A 26,587-nucleotide genomic window follows, 5' to 3' on the forward strand; every position below is an offset into this window, starting at 1 on the left:
ATCAGCTCTCCGGCGGGGCGCCGCCCTCGGCGGTGCGTTTTTCGATGAAGGCGTGCAGGGCTTCAACCTTGGCATCGTCGACATCCGGGCGTTTGTCGGCGGCAAGGATGTCCTTCCACACGGCCGTGGCGCGCGTGTTGGCATCGGGCGCGCCGTTTTCCGTCCATGTCCCGAAATTGGCATAGTTATGCACGACGGGTTCGTAGAAGGCCGTGTCATATCGCGCCATCGTCTGGCTGGTGGCAAAGAAATGCCCGCTCGGGTCCACCTCGCTGATCGCCGCCTCGAAACCGATCTCGTCAGCTCCGGCGGAGTTACCCGCGCAAAGCTCTGCGATCATGTTCAACACTTCGACGTCGGTGATCAGCTTTTCGTATGACACGGTCAGCCCGCTTTCAAGCCAGCCAGCGGAATGGATGATAACCGAGGCCCCGGCCATCAGACAGCCCCAAAGCCCCATCTGGTTTTCGTTCGCCGCCTGCACATCATTGATGTTGGAGGCTGATCCCGCAGCCGACCGCCATGGCAGACCGAGGAAGCGCGCGAGCTGCCCTGCGGCAAGGCTCGCCTGAAAATGGGTGGGGGTGCCAAGCGCGGGCGAACCGGATTTCATGTCTACGTTAGAGGTGAAAGTGCCATAACAGATCGGCGTTCCGGGGCGGACAAGCTGGTTCAGGGTGATCGCGGCCAAGACCTCTGCATGGCTGAGCGTGATTGCCCCTGCAACCGTAATGGGGGCCATCGCGCCCATCAGCGTAAAGGGCGTCACAATCGGCATCTGTCCATAGCGCGCAAAGTCGATCAACCCCTGCGCCATGGGAGTATCCAGCGTGCGCGGGCTATTGGTGTTGATGATGGTGTAACAATGCGGATTCGCCAGAAATTCATCATCTGACAGGCCCCTGAAATCCTTGAGGATTTCAAAACTGTCCATGGCTTGCGGCGTCCCGCGCGAAAAGAAGAACGGGAATTTGTCTGTCAGCGTCAGTTGCGCATCAAGTGTGCTGTAGTGGCGCAGATTGGTAGGTACGTCCTGCGGCTCGACCAATGGAGAGACCATTTGGAATACATCGAAATGATGTGTCAGCTGGACCAGCTCGCGAAAATCCTGTTCGCGGCCGGGCCTGCGTCCGCGCTCCAGGTCCGTTGTATTGGGGCAGCCCGCGCCGGGCTGAAAGGTCAGGCAACCCAGCTCCATTGTGATGTCGCGGTGCCGCGCGCCCGCCATGCAATTAATGGACTTAGGGGCCGAAGCAATTGCCGCCTCAACTATATCGCGCCCGATATAAACCATCTGACTGTCTTCATCGACCCGCGCACCACCCTGCGCGTAGAACTTGCGTGCCTCCGGCAGCAACACCTTGATCCCAAGCTCTTCAATGATGCGCAGGGCGGTTTGATGCATGTTCTCGATTTCGTCATCCGAAAATACGTTCATTGTGGGGAACGGATTGCGCAATTGGTTGTAATTCACCTTGCGCTTGGACGCAGGCGGCGTGCCATCGCCACGCCCGCGTCGGCGCTTGCTTCGTGGCTCGGTACGGGCGTCTCGGGTCATGCTTTGCCCCGCATCGCATTGCCTTGCGCATCATAAGGGGATGCAGCGATCACCTGTGCCTTGCGTTCCGCACCGACGACATGCACCGTCAGTTCTGTGCCTTCATCGCTGACTGTGCGGTCCACCATCCCCATGGCAAGCGATTTGCCTACCGTGTGGCCATAGCCACCCGAGGTGATAAAGCCCACAAGCGTACCGTCTTTCCAGATCGGCTCGTATCCGCTTGCGTCGGCATCTGCCGCACCTATTTCGAGGGTGACGACGATCTGATCCGGTCCAGTGCCATCGCGTTCTTTCAAAGCCGCGTCGCGCCCGATGAATTCGGGCTTAGTCCAGTCGATCCAGCGATCCATGCCGGTCTGCGCCGCCGTATAGCCCTGGGTAAACTCTGCGCCCCAGATGCCATAGCTCTTTTCCAGCCGCAGGCTGAGCAGTGCGTTGAAGCCGACCTCGCGCATGCCAAGATCCGCGCCTGCTGCAATCAGGGTTTCACGCAATGTGATGTGTTCCACCGCCGAGCAATGGATTTCATATCCCAATTCGCCCGACACCGAGAGCCTTCCGACTTTCGCGCGGATCAAGCCGATGTCAAACGTGCCACAGCCCATGAAAGGTAGATCGGTAATTGGCCCGTCCGTCAGTTTTTCCAACACCTGTAGGCTGTTTGGCCCCGACAGGCTAAAGCCAACTGTCGCGTCCGCAATATCGCGCAGGGTGACATCCTCGCCCATATGATCGTGGAACCAGCGCATATGCCATTCGCGCAGATAATAGCTGCCCATGATCCACCATGTGCCGTCGCCCCAGTTGAAGACAGTCAGATCACCCTTCATCCGCCCGTCTTCGCCCAGCATCGGGGCCAGCCGTGCACGACCGGGGGCAGGCAGTCTGGAAGCCATGATCTTGTCCAGCCAGGCCTCGGCCCCAGCTCCCGACACTTCAAAGCGCGAGAATCCTGAAATATCAAGCAACCCGACAGCCTCGCGCACTGCCCTACACTCGCCTGCAACGATCTCATGTGCGTTCGAGCGTTTGAGAGACGGCGTTTCAGTGAAGTCCTCAGAGGGCGCAAAGTAAAGCGGCACCTCCAACCCCCAGCTTGCTCCCCAACGGCAGCCTGCCGCCGTCATGTCGGAATAGGCCGGGGATTTCTTAAGCGGCCGACCAGCAGGCAATTGTTCGTTCGGGTAGGTCATCACGAACCGGCGGGTGTAGAACTGGCCGGTGGTCTGCTTGATGTATTCCTTGTTCGCGGCATAGGGACCGAACCGGGCCACATCCATGCCAAAGACATCGGCCTCAGGTTCGCCGTGGATCATCCATTCGGCCAGCGATTTGCCGACACCGCCGCCCTGAAGGAACCCTGCCATCACACCACAGGCGCACCAATAGCCGGGCTTGCCGCGCACCGGCCCCACCAAGGGGTTGCCGTCGGGGGCAAAGGTAAAGGCTCCATTGACCCAGGTTTTTACGCCTACATTCTGCAACGCCGGATAGCGTTCAAAGCCGAGGGTGAGCTCTCTTTCAATCCGATCGGTGTCTTCTTGTTGCAGCTCGAACCCATATTCCCACGGTGCGCCATCCATCATCCAGTGCTCGTGGTTGATTTCGTAGATGCCCAGCAACATGCCCTGCTGGTCCTGCCGCATGTAGGTAAAACCTTCGAGGTCCACCGTCAGCGGCATTTCCTTCTCGAGCGATGCAACCTCGGGGATCGTGTCGGAGATGAGATAGTGGTGATTGAGCGGCGAGACGGGCAGTTCGATTCCCGCCATGCGGCCGACCTGTTTGGCCCAGAGACCCCCGGCATTGACCACGTGTTCGGCATGTATAGTGCCTTTTTCAGTCACGACATCCCAACCATCACTGGTCTGGATCAGCTCCAGCACCCGATTATGTTCGACCACCTCGGCGCCATACTTCTTGGCGGCCCCGGCATAGGCATGCACGGTGCCTGTAGTGTCAACATACCCCTCACGGTCGGCATACATGCCGCCCAGAATGCCATGGGTGGACACCAGCGGGTTCAATTCTCCGGCTTCTTTCGGAGTGATCAGTCGCACGTCGTCGATGCCGATGGACTGAAAGGTGCGGTAAGCCGATTGCAGCCATTCCCACCGATCCGGCGTGCCGGCCAGCGTCATGCCGCCAGTCATATGCATGCCGACTGATTGCCCTGATTCCTTTTCGATCTCGGACAGAAGGTCGATGGTGTAGGCCTGAAGCGATGCGATGTTGGGGTCCGCGTTCAGGGCGTGAAACCCGCCCGCGGCATGCCAGCTTGAGCCTGCGGTCAGAACGTTGCGCTCAATCAGGCAGACGTCTTTCCAGCCAAACTTTGCTAAATGATACAATACCGAAGCGCCGACAACGCCCCCTCCGATCACCACGGCGCGGTAATGTGACTGCATTGGATTTCCCCCTGATTTACGCTGTGTCTTGAAATCTGGCGTTTCACAGTGTCCGTATTGGACAGTTATGTCTTTTACACTGTGTTCTATATTGGACACTCTTGTCCATACAAAAACGTGCGACGCAACGATCCTCTTGGATCTGCAAATAAGGTTTTCACTCAAACCTATGCCAAGGGGCAGGACCTAGGTACGAAAAAAGTTGGAATGGGAGGGGCGGCAAGGTTCAAGACAAAACTGAAATCGATATTGACAGTATTGGACAGTTATGCCCAGTTTGATCTCGCAATAAGATACGGCGCGCTGTCGCGCCAATTTGACAGGGGGATTCGCAGATGTTCTTCAAGACGATTCTGGGTCTTGGTACCGCCATGGCCTTGGCATTGGCCGCACCCGCGATGGCCGAAACGACACTGAAACTGGCCACGGATTCGGGGGCCAAAGGTTCGCCATCGGGCGATGCGCTTGATCGCTGGGCCGCGCTGATTGAGGAAAGCACGAACGGCGAAGTGCAGGTCGACGTGTTCTATCAGAATGAATTGGGCAGTCAGGCCGAGGTCTTGGACCTGCTGGTTGCCGGCGATCTGGACATGATGATCAACTGGCCGATCACCGCATATGACGAACGTCTTGGCGTTCTTTTCACCCCATACATGGTCACCAGTTGGGAAGAGGCGCTGGAGGCCTACCAGCCTGGTGGTTGGGTAAATGAGGTACTGGTCGATATCTGGGCCGATCTCGGCGTCAAGTTCTTTGGCCCTTGGCCCGAGGGTTTCAATGGTGTCGCCTCGAGAGACAAATACGCGATGACCCCGGAGGACGCGAAGACCCTCAAGATTCGCGTTCCAGCAATGTTTCCGATGGCCGAGTCGCTGCAGGCTCTGGGCTACCAAACCGCGACCATCGATTGGTCAGAGGTATTTACCGCCATCCAAACCGGGGTCGTCGACGGTGACGGCGCGAACATCATCTATTGGGACTACGAGTATTTCCGCGACGTGCTGGATTACTATAACCAGATCAAGATGCAGTTCATTACCGGCGTCATGACGATGAATGAAGAATCCTGGGCCGCTCTGAGCGAGAGTGAGCAAAAGGCGGTTGCCGACGCGGCAAACACGGTCATGACCGAAGCCTTCGAACAGGCCCGGGAACGCGACCAGTATTACATCGAGCAGGCCAAGGAAGCTGGAATGACCTATATTGAGCCGTCGGACGAAGAGCTGAGGGCTATGGCCAAGGTCGTGCGTGAAAAAGTATGGCCCCAGATGGAAGACCGTGTCGGGAAAGACATCATGGACAAAATCCGAGCCAATGCCGGTGAACTCTGACATCCAGAATGGCCTCGTCGCCCGTATTGGCGGGGTCATCGCGCGTCTTCTCGATCTCGTGGCAGTCATTTCCTCCCTGGTTGTGGCGGGTTTGATGGCCTTTCTGGTTATTGCCCGCTATGTGCTCGGCCTGTCCATTGTCGGCTTGCATGAATTGATCATGCTTGCAGCTGTCGCGCTTTACATGACCGGGGCTGTTATCGCCTCGCGAAAACGCGATCACCTGACCGTCGACTGGATCGCGGGTAACATAACTGAACCACGACGCAAGGCGATGCATGATCTGCTGATTGCCACGCTGACGATCATCATCACGATCTTCTTTATCGTCTGGGCCTATTGGATGTTCTCCTGGGGGCTCAAGCGCCCGCAGACGACACCGGCCTACCAGATCCCGCTATGGGTGCCGCAAATGGCCATCGGCCTCGCAGCCATCGGGTGCTTCTGTTACGCAGTGCGCGATTTCATCGGCGCGCTCCTAAAGTTGAGGCGCTTCTGAATGTTCGCACTCGTCGCACTCCCACTTCTCATCCTGCTCATGGGCATTGGTTTGCCCGTCGCCTGGTCCTTTGCCGGGGTTCTGGCGTATCTGACCTTTGTCTATGACGTGAACCTGAATACGCTGATGCTGCAAGGGTTCCGCTCGCTTAACTCGCTGGTGCTGGTGGCCTTGCCGCTGTTTATCCTGACAGGATACTTGATGCAGTCTGGCGGCATCGCGCAGCGCATCATTTCCTTTATCGAGCGCCTGGCGACGGGCAGGGGAGGCATGGGCACCGCTATGGTGCTGTCGTCCAGCGTCTTCGGAGCCATCGCAGGCACCGCGACCGCCGCCATCGCGTCCATCGGTTCCATCATGACCGAACCACTGGTCGCGCGTGGCTATCCACGGGGGCGGATCGCGGCACTGTTGGGGATATCATCGCTACTGGGTATCCTGATCCCGCCGTCCATCACCATGATCCTCTTTGCGGTGGTGACGCGCCAGTCGGTCGCTGCCTGTTTTGCAGCCACCATCGGCCCCGCGATTTTGCTGATCATCGGTCTCATCTTCTACAACCGCTTCCTTGTCGGGCGGGCCTTTGAGGAAAATCCTGCGAATGAGAGTGCGGGGCCGCGCGAAAGCTTCGGCAAGGTGACGATCAAAGCGCTACCGGCACTGTCGCTGCCGATCATCATCCTTGGTGGCATCTATGGTGGCGTCTTCACACCGACCGAAGCGGCCGCTGTCGCAGCGGTTGCGGCTTTGATTGTTGGCGGTCTGATCTATCGCGAATTCACGTGGCGCAGTCTGACACGCAGCGTGGTACAGGCGACCGAGACCACCGGCACGATCATTCTGATTTTGCTGTTTTCCTTCATGATCTCGCGCATCATGGCATTCGAACGCGTGCCGCAGGACCTGACCGAGGCGATCCAATCTGTCATAACCAGCCCGATCGGCGCGCTGTTGGTCGTCAATCTGGTTCTGATTGTGGCGGGCGCGCTGATGGACGACATTTCCGTCACCGTCGTCATTGCCCCCTTGTTCCTGCCGCTGATGGTGGCCAATGGTGTTGATCCAGTGCATTTCGCCGCTATTGTCGGGTGCTCGGTCGTCATTGGCGCGAATAGCCCTCCGGTGGCGCCGACGCTGTTTCTGTCCTGCAAGATCACGCGGGCACCGATCATGCAGGCCGTCATGCCCGCACTGGGCCTGATGACGTTTGTCGCATTCCCCGTCATGCTGATCACGACCTTTTGGCCAGCTTTGTCGCTGGCGATTCCTCGTGCGCTGGATCTGATGTAAGGGCATTGCCAACTTGAGGGGGCTAGGGGGTAAACGTAGTATTTCCACTATCGCACCAGGCGCAATCCATCTGAGCGTATGCGCTTTGTGGGAAGCTTGCCATCTTTGCCATTCTGCTCATAATCTCACGGCGTTCTCCAAGCACCCCTGCGTGACAACAGTGAAGGAGCTCTTATGCCCGTGATCCGTATCGAAGTGCCAGAAGGAACCGCTACTGACGTCAAAGGCCGCATCCGAGACGGGGTGAAGCAGGCCGTTATCGACACGCTCGCCCCCAAGGAAATCAAATACGACTACGTGGCGGTCCGCGAAGCCTTTGGTATCATCGGCGACGGTCTGCCGCTGGTTACGGTTGACCTTCGTCCCGGGCGCGAACCGGAGCGAAAGAAGGCGCTGGTTGATGCCATCGCGGCCATTCTGAACAGCGAACTTGCGGTGGACCCTGCCGACCTCTACGTTCTCTTTCGCGAGACGCCCGCCGAGAACCACTACACCGGTGGCACGCCGCTTCCTGATTGGGTTCCTGCGGATCAATAGTGCGAATAGCGACGCCCAAAACCTCACTCAAGGATCGGGTCATGCCAGATCAACGGACCATCTCGACAATCGTCTTTGACGTCAACGAAACGCTTCTGGATATCACGACCCTGGAACCGCTTTTTGAGCGGCTCTTTGGCGATCGGCAGATACTCAGAGAGTGGTTTCCCGAGCTTATCCTCTATTCGCAGACGATGACATTGTCCGGGCTCTACACCTCCTTTGGCGAATTGGCGAGCGGCGTCCTGCGGATGGTTGGCGTGAACAGGGGCATAACTGTCGAGGAGCACGATATTGCAGAGCTGAAGACACTGATCGGATCAATGCCCGCATACCCCGATGTCATCCCGGCGCTTACCGCGCTGCGCGCCGCGGGGTTTACGCTCGTCACCTTGACCAATTCGGCACGATCACCGTCGCCGACGCCGCTTGAAAAGGCTGGCATCGATACATTCTTTGACCATCACTTCAGCATCGACGATGTTGGCAAATTCAAACCCGATCCAGCACCCTACAAAATGGTTGCGGAACATCTGAAGGTCAACACAACCGAGATGTGCATGGTTGCCTGCCATCTGTGGGATACGATCGGGGCGCAATCTGTTGGATGTCAGGGTGCGTTCATATCCCGCCCGCACAACAACGTCCTGAACGTGCCAGGCGTGCCTGAACCTGATTTCGTATCTGACGAGCTTTCTCAACTCGCAAACCAAATAATCACAGCCTGAATTCGTCGCTGTCTGCGCGCAGAATAACCTTCATTTCTGTTTCCGGTCTTGCACGTTTTGGGCCAGTGGATCCGAACATCAAACTATCAGTCCGGTCAATTCACCTATAACTGCTGCGCTTAATTAACCTGCTATGATGCCGGTTGGCCAAGTGATGGCCGTGTCACCTGTGCCGTTCTGCCATAACTTCGAAAGCTTCAGCACAACCTCCAGGGCTGGCTCCCACAGCGTAGCTGTTTACGTTGGATTTCTGCGGGAATGGATCAGGCTAAGTAACCGAAGAACAATTTCGTGAGAATTCAAAATCCCCCAGTCGCGATACCGTGCGAGTTCGAGTCGCGCCTTGGGCACCACGCTCTCGTTTTTATGAAGGTTAGTGAACGAGCGGACTTTCTTTTGGACCCACGGGGTGTGCGAATCACTTGCGTCGCCGGTTTTGTTGCCCGAGGCGAACCAATCGCATTCAAAATGTCATATTGATCACGGGCAACACATTATCCCATTGCCGCAATTCTGCCAAAATTGGGCTGCCGCGTCCGGTCCGTGATCCATGTCGTTTGGGAAACAATCGCGCGGCGTGCCGTAGAGCGATCCCCCTATAACAAGGCGATTTCAGTTGATTTACGGCTTTGCCTGGGGGTGTTTCGGAAACAATCCGCAGCCGGAATTGTGTTCTACTTGTGATTGTATGGGTGATTCCGAGGCCGGCTCGACATGATTTCGGCACGTTTTGGCCCAATTTCCCCTTGGGTGAGATGTCCGTCTGGCGTAGAAAAGAGAGGCCCAACTGGGGGGTGAAGTTACTAGGTCTGGGGGCGACCGCACGTATCGGGCGCGTGATCCATCACGCGTGACAGAGTGTGATCGTCTAGTGTGTTGCCATTCTGTTGATTGCGAAATCGACATACGGCTTCGAATCGGGATCATGGTTTGATCCCGCCTGTCCGCAGGCCATGAGATCACTCTTCTTGAAAACCGGTTGTGACGGTCGCCCCGCTCGATGGCAGCTTCCGCATGGGGACGATGATTTCAGCAGGTCGCGGCAATGCCCGTCCTAGAGTGTAGTGGGAGAAGAACATGGCGACGAACAGAGTTGAAGGTGCAAACGGCGACGACCGGATCGATGCGACATTTGCCGCCGACCCCGAGGGCGAGCGCATCGACGCGGGCAACGGACCGGGTGGCACCAATAACGACGTCGTGGACGGGTTCGGCGGCGATGACACGATCCAGTCGGGCGAGGGCGATGATACGGTCTTTGCCGGATCGGGCAGCGACTCGGTCGAGGGCGGCGCGGGCGACGACCTGCTTGTAGGTGACAGCGACGGCTCCGGCGGCGGTGGCGGGCGCTCGGTCTTTCAATGGGATCTCGCCCCTGACCTGAACGGCCCCAACCCGATCGAGCCGGGCGATCCGATCACCTTCTTCACGCAAGATACCGGCACCGTGGACGTGACCTTCTCGATTTTTTCCTCCACCGGGGAGGTCGAGACGGAATTCGCCGACAACACACAGGACGTCTCCGGCGTGGTGACCGGCGGCGCGCCTGCCGATGCCAACAGTTCGCTCTCGACGGCGTTCGCGAATGCCAACACTACTGATCTCAAACTGCAATTCTCCGGAGATGTGACGGACGTCTCTTTCCAGATCAACGATCTCGACGGCACCGAGGGTGTGCAGGTCTTTGCGTTCGATGCCGATGACAACCTGCTTCCGATGACGCTGAGCGGCGGTACAGGTGTAACGGTTCTTAGTGGTGAAGAAGCCGAAGGCGGCGGGGCTTCGGGCAGCGATGACAGCCCCGACAACGCGTTGCAGGTCGGCATCGAAGGCCCGGTGTCGCAGCTTGTGATCCGCTACACCGATCCGGTCGGCGACTCCGATGGCATCAACGTCACGGATGTGTATTTCAACACCGAGGGCGGCGGCATCATCGATACCGGCGTGCCCGGCGACGACACACTGATCGGCGGCGACGGCGATGACACGCTGCTTGGCGAGGATGGCAATGACGTGCTGATCGGCGGGGCCGGGGCCGATTCCATGGTCGGTGGTGCGGATGAGGATATGTTCATCGGCGGCACCCCTGGCGACGTGGTCGATGGCGGCAGTACCGGCGTGGACAATGACACGCTCGACCTGAGCGGATCGGGCCCGCTGCGCGTGGCCGAGGAAACTGACGATCCCGATGGAAACTCCACCTCGGGGCGGATTGAATTTATCGGCGCGGATGGGGCGGTCTCGGGCGAGATGACCTTTGCCGAGATCGAGAACCTGATCCTGCCCGAGAACGGCGCGCCGGTAACGCAGCCCGACACCGCTGTGACCGACGAGGATACCTCGGTCGACATTCCGGTTCTGGCCAATGACAGCGACCCCGAGGGCGACCCGCTGACAATCGGCAGCGCCACCGCGACCAACGGCACGGTGACGGTCAATGCCGATAACACGCTGTCGTATACACCGAACCAGGATTTCAACGGCACAGACACGATCACCTACACCGCCGATGACGGCAACGGGAACACAACCCCCGGTACGGTGACGGTCACGGTGAACCCGGTGAACGACGATCCGGTTGCCGGACCTGACAGCGGCAGCACCGACTTTGAGACGCCGGTGACGATTGACGTGCTCGCCAATGACAGCGACGTGGATGGCGATCCGCTCAGCGTCGCAAGCGCCACGGACGGGGCCAACGGCACAACGACGGTCAATGGTGACGGCACCGTGACCTATACGCCCGACGCCGGATTCAGCGGCACCGACACGTTCGACTATACTGTCGAGGACGGCAATGGCGGCAGCGCCACGTCCACCGTCACTGTCACGGTTGACGACGCGCCGACGCCGACCCGCGACGGTATCATCGAAGGCACCGCCGGGGCCGATCTGATCGACACGGCCTATGATGGCGATCCGGATGGCGATTTCGTCGATAACGAGGACGCGCTCCTGCCCGGGGCCGCACCCAATGACGACAGCATCCGTGCGGGTGACGGCGACGATACCGTCCTGGCCGGGCTGGGCGATGATGAGGTTGACGGCGGCGACGGCAATGACAGCATCATTGGCGGTGTTGGCAGCGACACGATCTTTGGCGGGGCTGGCAATGACACGATCGACTCCGGTTTGCCCCTGTCGGCTACGCCGTTGCCGGATCTGGGCTTTCCGCCCGACGTGCCCGCCGATCCGTTTCCGAATGACGACCGTGATTTTGTGGATGGCGGAGACGGCGACGATGTGATCTCGACCGGTGACGATGCCGACACAATTTTCGGCGGCGCGGGCAATGACCTGATCGACGCTGGGATCGACGCTGACAGCGTCGAGGGCGGCGACGGGGACGATACGATCATTGGCGGCGAGGGATCCGATACGATCAATGCAGGCGATGGTGATGATATCGTCTATGGCGGTCTCGATCCGAGGTTCCCTGACGAGCTCAACATCCCCGATGCTACGGATCCAGTCACTGATAACGGTCGGGATCTGATCAACGGCGGTACAGGAAACGATACGCTCTTCGGACAGGATGACGACGACACGATCATCGGCGGGGCCGGGGACGACTTCATCGACGGCGGCATCGACAACGACTCGCTCGAAGGAAATTTCGGCAATGACACCATCCTCGGCGGTGACGGTGACGACACGATCCGTGGCCTGTTCGACAATGACAGCCTCGAAGGGGGCGCTGGCGATGACGTGATCAACGGCGGCGACGGCGACGATTTCGTGTCGGGCGGCGACGGTGATGACGAACTGCGCGGCAATAACGGAAATGACACGATTTCCGGTGGGCCCGGGGCCGATTTCATGGCCGGTGGCAATGACCGCGACGTGTTCCTCGATGTTGGCGCCGGTGACACGATCGACGGCGGAGACGGTGACAGCACCGATGACGGCGTGGACGACGACTTCGACACGCTCGACCTGCGCGGTCTTGGCCGGTTCGATATCGTCGATGAAACGGTTGACCCTGACGGCAACTCGACCAGCGGAACCGTTAACTTTCTTGCTGCCGATGACAGTGTCACCGGCACGCTGGAATTCCGTGAAATCGAAAACCTGATCCCCTGCTTTACGCCCGGCACGCTGATCGCGACGCCCCGCGGGGAACGTCTGGTCGAGGAGTTGCAGCCGGGCGACCGGGTGATCACCCGCGACAACGGGCTGCAGGAAATCCGCTGGGTCGGGCATCGTGCGCTTGGTGCGCAGGACCTGCACAACGCGCCGCATCTCAAGCCGGTCCTGATCCGCGCCGGGGCGCTTGGTCATGGCCTGCCCGAGCGCGACATGCTGGTCAGCCCGCAACACCGTCTGCTGCTGAATTCCGAGCGCGCCGCGCTCTATTTCGAGGAGCGCGAGGTTCTGGCGGCGGCCAAGCATCTGACCGGCATGGAAGGTATCGATCAGGTCGAGGCGAGCGGCACGACCTATATCCACTTCATGTTCGACCAGCACGAGGTGGTCCTGTCGAACGGTGCCTGGACCGAAAGCTTCCAACCCGGCGAGCAGGTGCTTGATGGCATGGGTATCGAGCAGCGGGACGAGATCTTCGAGCTTTTCCCGGAACTGCGCGAGGCTCAGGGCCTCAAGGCCTATCAGGCCGCGCGCCGGTCGCTCAAGAAGCACGAAGCGCGTTTGTTGGTAGAGTAATCCTTTGCAGCCGGTCGGCCTTCGGTGAGGGCCGACCAAAGAAATCGGTTGCGGGGGCTATCCCGGTTTCGAGTGGGAACAATCCCGGCCATGTGCCGGGATTGTTTCTGTTTGGGAAACAACGTTGTCTCAACCTGTCTGGCGCGCGCGCCATGCGGCCCAGGCCTCGGGTGTGTCGAGATCGGTTGTGGCATGTGCGCCGGGCAGGGCAATCACTGTCACCGGATGACGACGCAGAAGGTCCTGCGCGCCCCGGTCACCGGTCAGATGGCGCATCTCGATCAGAAGATTCGACGGAAAAATCACCGGGTGCCCGGCGATTCCATCCTCAGATGTAGCGCGTATAATTCTTTTTTTATCATATGCTTGCAGGACAACTCTCATGTCATTCATGGTAAGATCCGGCAGATCCGGCAGGAGCACCATCAGAGCTGTGCGACCGTCGCGGAGCGCCCGGTCTGCCCCCGCCCGCAGCGACGCCGAAAGGCCGGTGGCTGCGTCCTCTATGACGATCTTTGAAAGACTTGGATCATTGAGACCGCGCAGCGCCTCGGCGCGCCAGGGTCGGTCGGGCGGCAGGGTGACGAGGACAGGATGCCCGAGGCCAAGCGTCATCTTGACCCGGTCGCGCAGCAGGGGCACGCCGCGCACCTCCTCCAGCAGCTTGTCGCGCCCACGCATGCGCGACGAGGCACCGGCGGCGGGAATGAGGATGAGCATATCGGCCATGCCGTCAGCGGATCACGTTCATCCGCAGTTTCAGCCCGCGCCGTGCCTCTTGCGGCAGGTGGCGGTTGAGGTGGCGGTTGATCAGCCCGAAAATCCCGATGATCACTAGCGTGAGCAGGATGAAATAGCCCGCAAGGATCGGGTAGGGCACGAAGGGGTTGAAGGTCTTGTCAGCGAAGTAATTGGCGTAATAGAGCGCGTCGCCGCGTTGTTGCCAGGCCGGAAACCCGGAGAAGAATACCAGCGTGGTGGCGTGAAAGAGAAAGATCGCCTCGTTCGTGTAGGCAGGCCAGGCAAGCCGCAGCATGGTGGGCCAGATGATCCGGCGAAACCGTGCCATGCCGGTGAAGCCATAGGCATCGGCGGCCTCGACATCGCCCTTGGGGATGGAGCGCAGCGCGCCGTAGAAAATCTCACCGGAATAGGCGGCGGTGTTGAGAAAAAGCACGATCAGCGCGCCGAGCCATGCGGAGGTGAAGGCGTCGAATACGGGCGAGACCGATTTCAGCGACAGGAACAGGAAATAGGCGAAAAAGAACTGGATGAAGAGCGGCGAGCCGCGAAAGACGAAGATGAACCATTCCGAGGGTTTGCGCAGGAGCGGGTTGTGCGCGCCCTTGCCCAAGGCGACCAGCGTGGCGAGAAAGAACCCGGCCAGCAGAGCGAGCGTGCCGAAATAGACGTTCCATATCAGGCCGGAGCCGATCAGCGTGAAATGCTCGCACAGCGTATAGCCCTCGCGCGGGAGCAGGCGCTCCCCATAGCCCAGGGAACGGAAGGCATAGTCCTGAACGGTCTGCCAGCAACTCATGCCGCTTTCCTCTGCGCTTCGCCGCCGGTGGTGGCCTGACCGTGGGTGAGGCGCCGCATCAGACGTTCGAGGTAGATCTCTGAGATTCGGGTGAGGCCGAGGTAGAAGACCATGAGGCCGAGGAAATACCACATCCGCCAGTCGCCATGCGGATAATCGGTAAAGCGGGGGTTGGCGGTGCCGCCCAACTCGCGCGCCCAATAGACGATGTCCTCTACCCCCAAGAGGAACAGCAGCGGCGTCGCTTTGGTCAACACCATCCAGAGGTTGCTGAGACCGGGCAGCGCATAGACCCACATCTGCGGCACGAGAATGCGCCAGAAGGTCTGACGCCTTGAAAAGCCATAGGCGGCGGCGGTTTCGAGCTGAGCGTGCGGCACAGCGCGCATGGCACCAAATAGGACGTTGGCGGCGAAGGCCCCGAAGACGATGGCAAAGGTGAGGACTGCGAGGAAAAAGCCGTAGGTTTCATGCATCCATTGCGGATCGTTGCCGAGCGGCAGCTTGGCCGCCTGACAGACGACGAAATCATTGCCCTGCCAGATCGCCTGATCCCAGTCGGGGCATTTGATCTTGTGGCGGATCGCCTCGAACAGCTGATCTAGGGCGATGACGAAGAACAGGAAAAACGCGATATCGGGCACGCCGCGCACGATGGCGATATAGCCCTTGCCGAACCAGCTGAGCGGTGCAAAGCGCGAGCGCGCGGCCATCGCCCCGCCAAAGCCGAAGGCGAGTGCCGTGGGTGCGGTAATCGCCAACAGCAGCAGCACGGTGCCGGTGGCGACGTAGAGATTGGCGTGCTTGCCTGTGGTGAGGTAGCACGACAGCCATTTCAGGCCCTCAAGGCTGGCAGGATCGGCGCAGAAGGAAAAAATGGCGGCCTCCCTCGGGCAGAGATGCCCCCGCGCAGGCGCGCGCGGGGGCGGTTGAGGTCACTCGAAGGTCGAGGAGACTTCCCATTTCTCGATCATTTCGTTGAGCGAGCCGTCATCCTTCATCGACTGAATTGCCGCATCAAAAGTCGAGCGCAATTCGCCATCGGATTCGCGCACGCCCATGCCGACGCCACCGCCAAGCGGCACGTCTTCGCCCACGAACATCAGGTCGGCATCCTCGGCCGCGACAGGCGCGAGGTAGGACTTGTCGGCCAGCACCGCATCCGCCTCGCCGTTGCGCACGGCGGCGATGGTTTCCTCGGGCGTGGCGAATTCAATCAGGGTCGCGCCGGACTCGGCGACATAGCCCGCTTGAATGGTGCCGGTCTGCGCCGCGATCACGCCGCCCGAGAGATCTACGCCCTCGGACATGCCGAGATAGGCCGAGGGATCGGGCGGCGTGTAGTTCTGGGTAAAGTCGATGACCTGATCGCGCTCGTCGGTGATCGACATGCCGGCGATGATGGCGTCATAGTTGCCCGAAACGAGGTTGGGAATGATGCTGTCCCAGTCGTTCGTGACCCATTCGCAGTTGAGCTCGGCGCGCTTGCACAGTTCGTCGCCCAACTCGCGCTCGAAGCCGTCAACCTCGCCCGCGTCATTGATGAAGTTCCACGGGGGGTAGGCGCCTTCTGTGCCGAGGCGGACAACGTCCTGCGCCATGGCCATTCCCGCCATCATGGCGAAGGCGGCGGTGGAAAGCATGAGGTGTTTCATGAGTGGTTTCTCCCTTTGGTTGGTTGCTCTCAGGCGGCCATGGTGGAGCTGAGAAAGCCCCGCAGCCGCTCGGATTTCGGTGCGCCGAAGAGCGCGTCGGGCGTGCCCTCTTCCTCGATCAGGCCCTGATGCAGGAACACGACGTGATCGCTTACATCGCGGGCCATGCTCATGTCATGGGTGACGATCATCATGGTGCGCCCCTCATTGGCCAGATCCTTGATGACGCGAATCACCTCTTGTTCAAGCTCGGGATCGAGGGCCGAGGTGGGCTCGTCAAAGAGAAGCGCCTCGGGTTCCATGCACAGGGCACGGGCGATGGCGGCGCGCTGTTGCTGGCCGCCCGAAAGCTGCGCCGGGTAGACGTCGCATTTGTCGCCGATGCCAACCTTGTCGAGATAGCCGCGCGCGGCGTGCTCGGCCTCTGCGCGGTCGCGGCCCTGGACGGTGACGGGGGCCTCCATCACGTTTTGCAGGATGGTCATATGCGCCCATAGATTGAACTGCTGAAACACCATGCTGAGGTTGGTGCGGATGCGCAGCACCTGGCCCGCGTCGGCCGGGTGGCGGTTCAGCCCCTCGCCGCGCCATTTGACTGGCTCTCCCTTGAACAGGATATCGCCCTGCTGACTGTCCTCGAGCAGGTTGGCGCAGCGCAGGATGGTGGATTTGCCCGACCCCGAAGAACCGATGAGCGCGATGACATGGCCGCGCGGCGCGGTGATATCGACGCCCTTGATCACCTCGAGCGCGCCATAGGCTTTGTGCAGATTACGGATTTCGAGCACCGGAGTCGTGGTCAAGCGCGTCACCCTGTTGGCTGGTCGTTTATCATTTTCATGACAATAGGGCTGAAAAAATGCTGCAATGCAACTTGCAATGCGGTCGAATGGCCGGGCTGACGTCCGAAATGACGTATCGTCAACTCAATTCGGACGCGGTGGCGGGGGACTAGGCACGGCGAGATAATCCGACGCGGGCAGACGGATCAGGCCGGTGATGCCGAGGGTTGTGCGGTCGTCCGGCGAGAGCCCGGAGATGGCTGCGCGCAGTGCATCGAAGAGCGGGGCCGGGTCATTGGCCTGCGCGGTGATATAGGGCAGGGCAGGGGTTGGCTCGGTGCGCGCGAGAACGCGCAAACCGTCGGTAAATCGGTCATGGGCGCGCAGGATGTCCCAAGTCAGCGCGTCGACGGCGGCGATGTCGGCACGGCCCTCAGTGACGGCCATGGCCGAGGCGCGGTGCGCGCCGGTCTGCACCGGATTGGTGAAACTGAAGCCACGTGCGGCGGCCCATGTCTGCGGTGCGGCCCAGCCGGATTGCGAGAGCGCCTCGTTATAGGCGAAGCGGGCCGTGGCGAATGCCTCGGGTGAGTCGCGCGAATCGTCGGCGCGGACGACAATCACGCTGCAATAGTGCCCCGGCGGGCAGTCGGGCAGGGCGAGGATTGGCGTACCGACAAGCTGCACGTGAGGGTGAAGTCGGGCGCGGAAGGGGTAGCCGCAGGTTTGTGCGATGAGCAGATCAGGGCTTTGCCAGATGTTCCAAAGATCGCCGTCGCGGGTGAGTGTCTCGGGGCCGTATCCCAAACCGGAGCGCACCCCCTGCCAGAGCCGGTCATTGGCCGCTGCGGTCTCGGGCCGGTCATACATCGGCAGGGCGGCGATCATCCGGTTGGCGTGACCCGCTGCCGGGCGAGCGCGCTGTCGCGGTCGGAAATGCCCAGAAAGTTTGAGACGAGCCGCAGGAGCGAATCCTCGTGGCTTTCTCGTTCTCCATCGGCGAGCGCCACCTGCCAAAGCGCCTCGATCACCGCGACGCGGTCCTCGTATGGCACCGCGTCCTTGATCGCACGGGTGAAGCGGACGGTATCGGGGGCCTCGGATTCGAGGGTTTCGGCGTCCACACGCAGCGTCTCGGCCTCAGCGTGAGACAGTGCATAGCGCGCCTCGATGATCCGGGTAATGCGAATGATTTCCGAGGCCGCGTAGTCACCGTCGCTGCGGGCCACACGGACGAGTAGGGCGGTCAGCGCCAGACGGGCATCGCCATCGTCGAGCGGATCGGGTTCGGGCTGAAACAGCCGATTGAGAAGACCTGCGAACATGGCGACAGGTATAGGGCGATGCGGCGCGCGCGCCAATGGAGAATCGCCGATTACTGCGCCTCGGCCTGCGCGCGGGCGGTGTCGCTGTCGGAATGGCTGAGGCCCATGGCCTCGCGCGCGGCGTCGAGCACCTTAAGTTCGCGCGGCTCGCTCTCGCCATCCGCCAGCACCACCTCCCACAGAACCTCAAGCGCCGAAACGCGAGCCTCGAGGCTGACGGTTTCGCGGATCAGATGGCCGAATCGATCGGTGTCGGGGGCCGCATGTTCGAGTTTTTCGCAGGTGGCGCGCATCTTGGCCGCCTCTATGGGCTTCAGCCCGTAAAGCCGTGTCAGAAGACGGTCGATTCGCTTGATCTCGGTCAGGTCGTAATGCCGGTCGGATTTGGCGATCCGAACCATAAGTGCGCCAAGCGCCAGCTTTTCGTCCGGCTCAGGAAGCGGCGCGGGTTTGGGGGCCGAAAAGGCGTGCAGGATACGTGTGAGCATAGGACCAGCCTAATCCCGGCGGTGCCTGTCCCCAAGCGAAATTTCGCCGATCTCACGGCATATGCGCGAAAATGTGCAACGCCGCATCACTGCCACAATTGCTCCCAAGAATGCGCGTTTTGTCACGTGATTTTGGAGGTCGGGATGTTTGCAAATTACGGAGACTGTCATGCTGCTACCGGACGATTGGGCGGAAATGTCGGCCGAGGCGCAGGTCGCGCATCTGCGCGGGCTTGGTCCGGGCGATCTGTCCAGGGCTGTGGTCGCCTATGACTGGACGTTGCATCCTGAGCGCGTGCTGGGATGGGCGATGGCGCAAAAGGGGCTCGACCTGGGCAGCGCGGTCTGTGCGTTCTTCAACGGGGGGCCGGAGCGGTTCAACTACATGCCCAAGCCGCACGTGCCCGACCAGTTGCGTCCGGTGACGCGGGTGCTCGACAATATATGCCTGCGGATTAATAGCGGCTTCTATCTGGTGCAGCCCGCTTGCAAGCCGAAATGTTACTCCACGGTGACCCGCTGGCTGGACTATCAGGCGGAGGACCGCAACGAGTTGCGGCGGGGGCGCTGGATTCTCGACGAGGCGATTCTCGGTCCGATGCTCAATGACGAACTGTGCGCGCCGCCCGAGCAAACCGCCTGGCGGAACGAACGCCCGAGCCTGTGGCGCGCCCTTCTGGCCCCGGTGATCGGGTTGGGGGTGGATCGTGATATCCTGAAATACAAGGAACCGCGCGGCTGAGCCGTCAGACCAGCCGCGAGGTTTCCACCGCCGCGCGCACGAAATCGGCGAAAAGCGGGTGTGGCGCGAAGGGTTTGGACTTCAGTTCGGGGTGGTACTGCACGCCGATGAACCACGGGTGATCCGACCACTCGACGATTTCGGGCAGGCGGCCATCGGGGGACATGCCCGAGAAGGTCAGGCCGCACTCCTCCAACTTGTCGCGATACTTGGTGTCCACCTCGTAGCGGTGGCGGTGGCGTTCGTCGATATCGAGCGTGCCATAGATCTGCGCCACGCGGGAGCCCTCCTTGAGCATCGCGTCATAGGCCCCGAGGCGCATGGTGCCGCCCTTGTCGTCGCTGACATTGCGGCTCACCTTTTCGTTGCCCTGCACCCATTCCTTGAGGTGGTAGACCACCGGCTCGAAGCGTTTCTTGCCTGACTCAAGGTCGAATTCCTCAGAACCCGCGTGTTTGAGCCCGGCGACGTTACGCGCTGCCTCGATCACCGCCATCTGCATACCCAGACAGATGCCGAGATAGGGGATCTTGCGGGTGCGGGCAAATTCGGCGGCCTTGATCTTGCCCTCGGTGCCGCGCTCGCCAAAGCCGCCCGGAACCAGAATGGCGTGAAAGCCTTCAAGATGCGGGGCCGGGTCTTCGCGCTCGAAAATCTCGGCATCGACCCATTCAACCTTGACCTTAACCCGGTTCGCCATGCCGCCGTGAATCAACGCCTCCTTGATGGATTTGTAGGCATCTTCGAGTTGCACGTATTTGCCGACAATGGCGATATTGACCGCGCCGTCGGTGTTGTGGATGCGGTCGACCACATCCTGCCAGACCGCGAGATCGGGACGCGGCGCCGGGCTGATCTGGAACGCGTCGAGCACGGCCTGATCGAGCCCTTCGTGGTGATAGGCGAGCGGCGCCTCGTAGATCGACTTGAGGTCATAGGCGGCGACCACATGTTCCTTGCGGACGTTGCAGAAGAGCGCGATCTTCTCGCGTTCCTTGTCCGGGATCGGCTGTTCGGAGCGGCACACGAGGATGTCGGGGGCGATGCCGATGCTCTGCAATTCCTTGACCGAGTGCTGGGTCGGCTTGGTCTTGAGCTCTCCGCTCGCGGCGAGATAGGGCAGCAGGGTCAGGTGCATGAAGATGCATTGCCCGCGCGCCCGGTCATGACTGAACTGGCGGATCGCCTCGAAAAAGGGCAGCCCTTCGATATCGCCCACGGTGCCGCCGATCTCGCACAGCATGAAATCGACTTCCGTCTCGCCCACGGCAAGGAAATCCTTGATTTCATTTGTGACGTGGGGGACGACCTGAATGGTCTTGCCAAGGTAGTCGCCACGCCGCTCACGCTCCAGCACGTTGGAATAGATGCGGCCCGAAGAGACGGAATCGGTGATCCGCGCAGGCACGCCGGTGAACCGCTCATAATGGCCTAGATCGAGATCGGTTTCGGCCCCGTCATCGGTGACAAAGACCTCGCCATGCTCGAACGGCGACATGGTGCCGGGATCGACGTTAAGATAGGGGTCGAGCTTGCGCAGGCGAACCGAGAAGCCACGCGCCTGCAAGAGCGCGCCAAGCGCGGCAGAGGCCAACCCCTTGCCAAGGCTGGAGACGACGCCGCCGGTGATGAAGATGTAACGTGCCATGCGCGCGCAAAGCCCCCCGTGATGCTGCGTTTGTGATGCTTGATCAAAAGCCCGGAACGGCCCTTAACAGGCCATCCATCACGGGATTTAACCAATAGAGGATTCGGGAGGGATACGCAAGCCGACCGCAAGATCATGTTGCGGTGGAGAGATATCCCTCAATCGTTTGTGGTCAGTCGGCGGTCGGCGTCAGGGGCGCGTCGTCACCCGACGGCGGCGGCAGGAGCGAGCCGTCACCGGGCAGGCTGGGCGCGCTTTGCTCGGTCGGGGCAGGGCGGTCGCCGAGACGGTCGAGCACCGAACTGCCTGCGGATTTCTGCGCCGCGATGATGGTCAGCGTGATCGAGGTCACGATGAAGGCCGCCGCGAGTATCCATGTGATCTTGCCCAGGGCCGTGGCCGCGGCCCGGCCCGTCATGGCCCCGCCACCGCCGCCCATGCCAAGCCCGCCGCCCTCAGAGCGTTGCAGCAGCACCACGCCGATGAGCGCGAGCGCCAGAAGCAGGTGGATGGTCAGGACGACGTTTTCCATGGGTCACAGGGCCTATCACTTGATCGCGGTCTGGGCGGTATCTATGCAATTCCGATGCCGCCCGCAACCCGCCAATATGGGGCAACGGGCTTGGGCTGCGGCAAGACGTTGAATACGGGCCGAGAGCCGCAGCCCGATCCCGCTGAGCTTGGTGGTGCGCGACCGGAAGAGTCTGGCCTGAAGCGGACATAGCACCCCGCCAGAAGGTGCCGCGCGATCGCAGGGCCGGGGACTGGCGATGCAGCCTGTGTTGCGGGTACTTTATGCCAGCCAAGTCATTGTAGCCTCGACACATTGCGCTCGCCCTCAAATCGCCAGGCCGCGGGACGGCCCGGCGATCGCGCGGCACCTTCGGTGCGTTTCGCGCGGGATGCGGCAACGACAGCTTCAGGCCACTGATGTCAGTAGTCTCACCGGCAGCACCACATGACCCGGGTTCGGCGCAGCCTAGCGCACCAGCTCCCGCATCCCCAGATCGAGCCCTTCAAGCGTCATCGGTACCATCCGATCCTTGAAGATCTCGCGGATCATGCCGATGGAATGGGTGTAGTCCCATTCGCGGCGCGGCACCGGGTTGATCCACAGGTGATCGGGCCATTGCGCGCGGGCGCGCTCCAGCCAGACCTGACCGGCCTCGGCGTTCCAGTGCTCATTGGCCCCGCCCGGATAGGCGATCTCGTAAGGGCTCATGCTGGCATCGCCGACGAAGATGCACTTGTAATCCGACCCGTAGGTGTTGAGCACCTCCCATGTCGGCGTCTGCGCGTTCCAGCGCCGGGCATTGTCGCGCCAAACCCCCTCATAGAGGCAGTTGTGGAAATAGTAGTATTCGAGATGCTTGAACTCGGCGCGCGCCGCCGAAAAGAGCTCTTCCACCACCTTGATATGCGGATCCATCGAGCCGCCGACATCGAGAAACAACAGCACCTTGACGGCGTTGCGCCGTTCGGGCCGCGTTTTCACGTCGAGATAGCCGTGCTCGGCGGTGGCGCGGATCGTGCCGTCGAGGTCCAACTCCTCATGCGCGCCGTCGCGGGCCCATTGCCGCAAACGTTTCAGCGCCACCTTGATGTTGCGGGTGCCAAGCTCGACGCTGTCGTCGAGATTGCGGAACTCGCGCTTGTCCCAGACCTTGACGGCACGGCGGTGGCGGCTTTCGTCCTGACCGATGCGCACGCCCTCGGGGTTGTAACCATAGGCCCCGAAGGGCGAGGTGCCCGCCGTGCCGATCCATTTCGAGCCGCCCTGATGGCGGCCCTCCTGTTCGCGCAGCCGCTCCTTGAGCGTCTCCATCAGCTTGTCAAACCCACCAAGCGCCTCGATCTCGGCCTTTTCCTCGGCGCTCAGGTGCTTTTCGGCCATCTTCTCCAGCCAGTCGGCGGGCAGGTCGACCGCGTCGAGCACATCCTGCATGGTGATGTTTTCCAGCCCTGCGAAACTGGCGGAAAACGCCCGGTCAAAACGGTCGATCAGGCGCTCGTCCTTCACCATCGCGCTGCGCGCGAGATAATAGAACCCCTCGACATCGTAGATCACCAGATTGGCGCGCATCGCCTCCAGAAAGGTGAGGTATTCGCGCAGCGAGACCGGCAAGCCCGCTTTGCGCAAGTTTCCGAAGAATGGCAGGAACATCGCGCTCAGACGGTGCTGCGGTGGATGATCAGCGTCGCGAACAGACCGGCCAGCCCGAAAATCAGGCCATAGACGAAGGCATAAAGCAGGATGTCGGCCAGCTTGCCCTTGCGGCGATAGGCGACGGTCGCCCCGCCGATCATTCCTATGACTGCTCCGAAAATGACGATCATGTTCTACCCGTTCGGTCCTTTGAGAGGATTGAGCGCGCCTATATCACGCAGCTTTGCGCGCACCGCCCAATCCGCCCCATAGCCGTAGCGCGCCCAGCCGAGGCTGTCCAGCCTGACGGCGCGCGCTTCGGACACGCGCCCGCTAAGCTCAAGCGCCTCGGCGCGCAGCATTTGCAGGGTCGCCAGAAGGGCCGCGTTCTCGTGACGCTCCACGATGCCGAGATGCGGATCGAGCAGGTCGAGCGCCGTCGCCCCATCGCCGCGCGCGACGGCATAGCCTGCCAGTTGCGCAGCAGTAAAGGCGCGGTGGAGCCCGGCACCCGGCACGCGCTGATATAGTCGGTCGGCACGCAAGAACTGCTCCTGTGCGACGCCCGGATCAATGGCCTGGGTCAGGCGCCCCAGGGCGAAATGACTGAAGGCGCGGCGGTGATCGGTCCAGCCCAGCCCCTGCGCGATGCGCAATGCCTCATGCGCCGCCGCACGCCGTGCGGGGCCGCGGATATCGGGACCGAGCGCGGTCTGGATCGCCTCGATCCAGGCGCGTGGCGTCGCCTCGAGATATCGCGGCGGCATCCGGTCGCCATCGGGGTTGAGACGGCTGAGGATGGCGGGCAGACGGTCGGCGACCTGCGAAAGCGTCATGCCCGACTGTAACTCCGGCGCGTAATAGGCGCGCAGGACCAGCATGTCGAAGCCGGTCAGCACCGCGTGCACATTGTCGTCGTTGAACACACTGTCGGTGAGCCGGTAGAGATCGTTGAGCGGCCCGAGCGCTTGCGCCAGTTCCTCGTGCAGGCAGTCACGGATCTCCTGCGGGCTGGTGTCGTTGGGCACGAAGATCGCAATCTTTTCGCGCCGGGTGATGCGCGTCCAGTCGGTGCCACGCGCGGAACGATACTGGTCGAGCCGCGAGATGTTGGGCACCACGAAACAGGCCGCCGTTGGCAGGTGACGGCGGATATCGTCGCGGGTGACGGCCTCGATCGTGATATTCGCCGAGGCGTCGCGCACCAGGCGGATGTCGATCCCGGCCTCGCTGCGCAGACGCTGCAAAAGCCGGTCGAGATCGGCCATCATCGAGGGCGGCGGCGCGCCGGTCACGCGCAGCAGGACCGGCTCTTCGAAACGCGAGAAATACGGCAGCCTGCGGCCCGATTCCAGCTCGAAGGCGAGATCGAGAAAGTCGCGGGCGATATCGCGGTTGGAGCGTTGCGGCGGCATCGGACTGGGCGTGGAAAAGACCCGCATCGGCGGCATCGCGCTGATCTGCGGCGGTGCCGCGCGCGTAGCGGCGGTATCAGGGCCGGTTCCGCCGGGCGCGCAGGCCCCCAGCATCAGGCAGAGCGGAAGAATGGAGCGGCGCATCAGATCCCCGGGAGTGGTAAGGCCCGATACACGTGCACGGGCTGTGCAGACTAGGCGCGATGATCGCGAGTCAACCTGACCTGCATAAGGTGCGACCGGGGCGAAATCGTGGCCGCGCGCACCCGCACCGCGGCTGCGGTGCGGCGTCTCATCCCGGCCGGTGCGTGCCTGCCTGCCCATATCTCAGCGCTGCCGCCGCGCCATGAAGGCGAGCCGTTCGAAGAGATGTACATCCTGTTCGTTCTTGAGCAGCGCGCCGTGAAGTTTCGGCAGCGCATCCGCGCCGTCGCGGCGCAGGTCCTCGGGGGCCAGATCCTCGGCAAGAAGCAGCTTGAGCCAGTCAAGCACCTCGGAGGTGGAGGGCTTTTTCTTCAGACCCGGCTGATCGCGGATCTCGTAGAACTGCGTGAGTGCGGCGGTGAGCAGTGCCTCCTTGATGCCAGGGTGATGCACCTCGACGATGCGGCGCATGGTCTCGGCCTCCGGGAAGCGGATGTAATGAAAGAAACAGCGCCGCAGAAAGGCGTCGGGCAGTTCCTTTTCGTTGTTCGATGTAATGATGATGACCGGGCGATGACGCGCGCGGATCGTTTCGCCGGTCTCGTAGACATGGAACTCCATGCGGTCGAGTTCCTGCAGCAGGTCGTTGGGAAACTCGATATCGGCCTTGTCGATCTCGTCGATCAGCAGCACCACCTTTTCGCCCGCCTCAAACGCCTCCCAGAGCTTGCCCCGGCGAATGTAGTTGCGCACATCATGCACGCGCTCTTCGCCCAACTGGCTGTCGCGCAACCGGCTGACGGCGTCGTATTCATAGAGCCCCTGCTGCGCGCGGGTGGTGGATTTGATGTTCCATTCGATCAGCCGCAACCCGAGCGCCTGGGCTACCTGTCGCGCCAGCTCGGTCTTGCCGGTGCCGGGCTCTCCCTTGACCAGCAAAGGGCGCTCCAGAGTGACCGCGGCATTGACCGCAACAGTCAGGTCAGTGGTGGCGACATAGGCGTCGGTACCTTCGAATTTCATCGGTTTATCAATCCTTTTCCGGAGCATGCGCAGCAACATCTTGGCTAAACTAGTTGGTTCGACAATTCACATCAATGGCATGTGATTGGCTAGTGACAATCCGGGCGGTCAGGTGTAGATGACCACGCAATGGGGCACCCACTGTCTGAGGAGTTCACGATGCCAGACACTGGCCTTGATGAGGGGATCGAGATGAAAGCCGAAGTTTTCCTGCCCGAGGATTACCAACCCGCCGAAGACGAGCCGTTCATGAACGAGCGCCAGCTCGAATATTTCCGCCGCAAGCTGATCAAGTGGCGGCTGGAGTTGCTGGAAGGAAGCCGCGAGACGATCGAGGGGCTTCAGGACGGCACCCGCGCCATTCCCGACGTTGCCGACCGCGCGAGCGAGGAAACCGACCGCGCGCTGGAATTGCGCACCCGCGACCGTCAGCGCAAGCTGGTCGCCAAGATCGACGCCGCGCTGCGCCGGATCGACCAGGGCGAATTCGGTTTTTGCGAAAAGACCGGCGAGCCGATCAGCCTCAAGCGGCTGGACGCACGCCCGATTGCCACGATGACGCTGGAGGCGCAGGAGCGCCACGAGCGGCGCGAAAAGGTGCACCGCGACGAGTGACGGCACCGGATCGCCGCGAAGACACGTTTTTTTGCAGATGATGCGCCG

General features: G+C 61.2%; 24 protein-coding genes. 8 read left to right on the plus strand and 16 right to left on the minus strand.

Annotated elements, in window-relative coordinates; all coding sequences use genetic code 11:
- Window position 1 precedes the first annotated feature (1 nt).
- Together BHD06_RS10275 and BHD06_RS10280 are read right to left on the minus strand one after the other, a co-directional pair.
- Window positions 2–1,558 (minus strand): trimethylamine methyltransferase family protein, encoded by a 1,557-nt coding sequence (locus BHD06_RS10275; RefSeq protein ID WP_080456919.1) that lies wholly within the window; start codon window positions 1,556–1,558, stop codon window positions 2–4.
- Window positions 1,555–3,969: an FAD-dependent oxidoreductase gene (locus BHD06_RS10280; RefSeq protein WP_080456920.1), complete on the minus strand. Its 2,415-nt coding sequence runs from the start codon at window positions 3,967–3,969 to the stop codon at window positions 1,555–1,557. Before BHD06_RS10280 ends, BHD06_RS10275 begins: the two co-directional genes overlap by 4 nt.
- Before the next feature lie 335 nt (window positions 3,970–4,304).
- Between BHD06_RS10280 and dctP the strand changes: the two genes are divergently transcribed.
- From dctP to BHD06_RS10310, 6 genes are all read left to right on the plus strand, one after another.
- Window positions 4,305–5,300: a TRAP transporter substrate-binding protein DctP gene (dctP, locus tag BHD06_RS10285; RefSeq protein ID WP_080456921.1), complete on the plus strand. Its 996-nt coding sequence runs from the start codon at window positions 4,305–4,307 to the stop codon at window positions 5,298–5,300.
- Window positions 5,290–5,799, plus strand: coding sequence for a TRAP transporter small permease (locus BHD06_RS10290; protein WP_254892380.1), 510 nt, complete (start codon window positions 5,290–5,292; stop codon window positions 5,797–5,799). Before dctP ends, BHD06_RS10290 begins: the two co-directional genes overlap by 11 nt.
- Window positions 5,800–7,089 (plus strand): TRAP transporter large permease, encoded by a 1,290-nt coding sequence (locus BHD06_RS10295; RefSeq protein ID WP_080456923.1) that lies wholly within the window; start codon window positions 5,800–5,802, stop codon window positions 7,087–7,089.
- A gap of 180 nt (window positions 7,090–7,269) precedes the next feature.
- Window positions 7,270–7,626 (plus strand): tautomerase family protein, encoded by a 357-nt coding sequence (locus BHD06_RS10300; protein ID WP_176214328.1) that lies wholly within the window; start codon window positions 7,270–7,272, stop codon window positions 7,624–7,626.
- Between the two features lie 41 nt (window positions 7,627–7,667).
- Complete coding sequence (locus BHD06_RS10305; protein WP_080456925.1) at window positions 7,668–8,354, plus strand: haloacid dehalogenase type II; 687 nt, start codon at window positions 7,668–7,670, stop codon at window positions 8,352–8,354.
- A gap of 1,077 nt (window positions 8,355–9,431) precedes the next feature.
- Entirely contained in the window at window positions 9,432–13,016 is a 3,585-nt protein-coding gene (locus BHD06_RS10310; RefSeq protein ID WP_139784694.1) for a Hint domain-containing protein, read from the plus strand.
- A gap of 129 nt (window positions 13,017–13,145) precedes the next feature.
- On the opposite strand, the gene BHD06_RS10315 is transcribed toward BHD06_RS10310, so the two are convergent.
- The 8 genes from BHD06_RS10315 to BHD06_RS10350 form a co-directional block, all read right to left on the minus strand.
- Entirely contained in the window at window positions 13,146–13,745 is a 600-nt protein-coding gene (locus BHD06_RS10315; protein WP_080456926.1) for an NTP transferase domain-containing protein, read from the minus strand.
- A 4-nt stretch (window positions 13,746–13,749) separates the two neighbouring features.
- A complete protein-coding gene (locus BHD06_RS10320; RefSeq protein WP_080456928.1) occupies window positions 13,750–14,556 on the minus strand; it encodes an ABC transporter permease in 807 nt (268 codons plus the stop codon).
- Window positions 14,553–15,434, minus strand: coding sequence for an ABC transporter permease (locus tag BHD06_RS10325; RefSeq protein ID WP_080456930.1), 882 nt, complete (start codon window positions 15,432–15,434; stop codon window positions 14,553–14,555). The genes BHD06_RS10320 and BHD06_RS10325 overlap by 4 nt, the downstream gene beginning before the upstream one ends.
- Window positions 15,435–15,491: 57 nt before the next feature.
- Window positions 15,492–16,211: a transporter substrate-binding domain-containing protein gene (locus BHD06_RS10330; RefSeq protein ID WP_080456931.1), complete on the minus strand. Its 720-nt coding sequence runs from the start codon at window positions 16,209–16,211 to the stop codon at window positions 15,492–15,494.
- A gap of 29 nt (window positions 16,212–16,240) precedes the next feature.
- A complete protein-coding gene (locus BHD06_RS10335) occupies window positions 16,241–17,014 on the minus strand; it encodes an ABC transporter ATP-binding protein (RefSeq protein WP_080457043.1) in 774 nt (257 codons plus the stop codon).
- Between the two features lie 123 nt (window positions 17,015–17,137).
- On the minus strand, window positions 17,138–17,881 hold the full coding sequence (locus BHD06_RS10340; RefSeq protein ID WP_080456933.1) for a phosphate/phosphite/phosphonate ABC transporter substrate-binding protein: 744 nt from the start codon (window positions 17,879–17,881) through the stop codon (window positions 17,138–17,140).
- The gene (locus BHD06_RS10345; protein WP_080456934.1) at window positions 17,878–18,318 is read right to left on the minus strand and encodes a TerB family tellurite resistance protein; all 441 of its coding nucleotides are present in this window, start codon (window positions 18,316–18,318) and stop codon (window positions 17,878–17,880) included. Before BHD06_RS10345 ends, BHD06_RS10340 begins: the two co-directional genes overlap by 4 nt.
- 50 nt (window positions 18,319–18,368) lie before the next feature.
- Window positions 18,369–18,806, minus strand: a complete 438-nt coding sequence (locus BHD06_RS10350) for a TerB family tellurite resistance protein (RefSeq protein WP_080456936.1) — start codon at window positions 18,804–18,806, stop codon at window positions 18,369–18,371.
- 169 nt (window positions 18,807–18,975) lie between these two features.
- Between BHD06_RS10350 and BHD06_RS10355 the strand changes: the two genes are divergently transcribed.
- The gene (locus BHD06_RS10355) at window positions 18,976–19,548 is read left to right on the plus strand and encodes a hypothetical protein (protein ID WP_080456937.1); all 573 of its coding nucleotides are present in this window, start codon (window positions 18,976–18,978) and stop codon (window positions 19,546–19,548) included.
- Window positions 19,549–19,552: 4 nt separating this feature from the next.
- Here BHD06_RS10355 and BHD06_RS10360 read toward each other — a convergent pair whose 3' ends face one another.
- The 6 genes from BHD06_RS10360 to BHD06_RS10380 form a co-directional block, all read right to left on the minus strand.
- Window positions 19,553–21,196: a CTP synthase gene (locus BHD06_RS10360; protein ID WP_080456938.1), complete on the minus strand. Its 1,644-nt coding sequence runs from the start codon at window positions 21,194–21,196 to the stop codon at window positions 19,553–19,555.
- Between the two features lie 172 nt (window positions 21,197–21,368).
- Window positions 21,369–21,728 carry a preprotein translocase subunit SecG gene (gene secG, locus BHD06_RS10365; RefSeq protein WP_080456940.1) on the minus strand — a complete coding sequence of 120 codons (360 nt, stop codon included), beginning with the start codon at window positions 21,726–21,728 and terminating at the stop codon, window positions 21,369–21,371.
- Window positions 21,729–22,175: 447 nt separating this feature from the next.
- On the minus strand, window positions 22,176–23,360 hold the full coding sequence (locus tag BHD06_RS10370) for a VWA domain-containing protein (RefSeq protein WP_080456941.1): 1,185 nt from the start codon (window positions 23,358–23,360) through the stop codon (window positions 22,176–22,178).
- A gap of 5 nt (window positions 23,361–23,365) precedes the next feature.
- The gene (locus tag BHD06_RS23720) at window positions 23,366–23,533 is read right to left on the minus strand and encodes a hypothetical protein (protein WP_176214329.1); all 168 of its coding nucleotides are present in this window, start codon (window positions 23,531–23,533) and stop codon (window positions 23,366–23,368) included.
- Window positions 23,534–23,536: 3 nt separating this feature from the next.
- Window positions 23,537–24,901, minus strand: a complete 1,365-nt coding sequence (locus tag BHD06_RS10375; protein ID WP_080457044.1) for a DUF2927 domain-containing protein — start codon at window positions 24,899–24,901, stop codon at window positions 23,537–23,539.
- Window positions 24,902–25,084: 183 nt separating this feature from the next.
- The gene (locus tag BHD06_RS10380) at window positions 25,085–25,924 is read right to left on the minus strand and encodes a MoxR family ATPase (RefSeq protein ID WP_080456942.1); all 840 of its coding nucleotides are present in this window, start codon (window positions 25,922–25,924) and stop codon (window positions 25,085–25,087) included.
- Between the two features lie 159 nt (window positions 25,925–26,083).
- Between BHD06_RS10380 and dksA the strand changes: the two genes are divergently transcribed.
- Window positions 26,084–26,539: an RNA polymerase-binding protein DksA gene (gene dksA, locus BHD06_RS10385; protein WP_254892382.1), complete on the plus strand. Its 456-nt coding sequence runs from the start codon at window positions 26,084–26,086 to the stop codon at window positions 26,537–26,539.
- Window positions 26,540–26,587 lie beyond the last annotated feature (48 nt).

The sequence above is a fragment of the Roseovarius sp. A-2 genome, assembly GCF_002072155.1.
GTDB lineage: Bacteria > Pseudomonadota > Alphaproteobacteria > Rhodobacterales > Rhodobacteraceae > Roseovarius.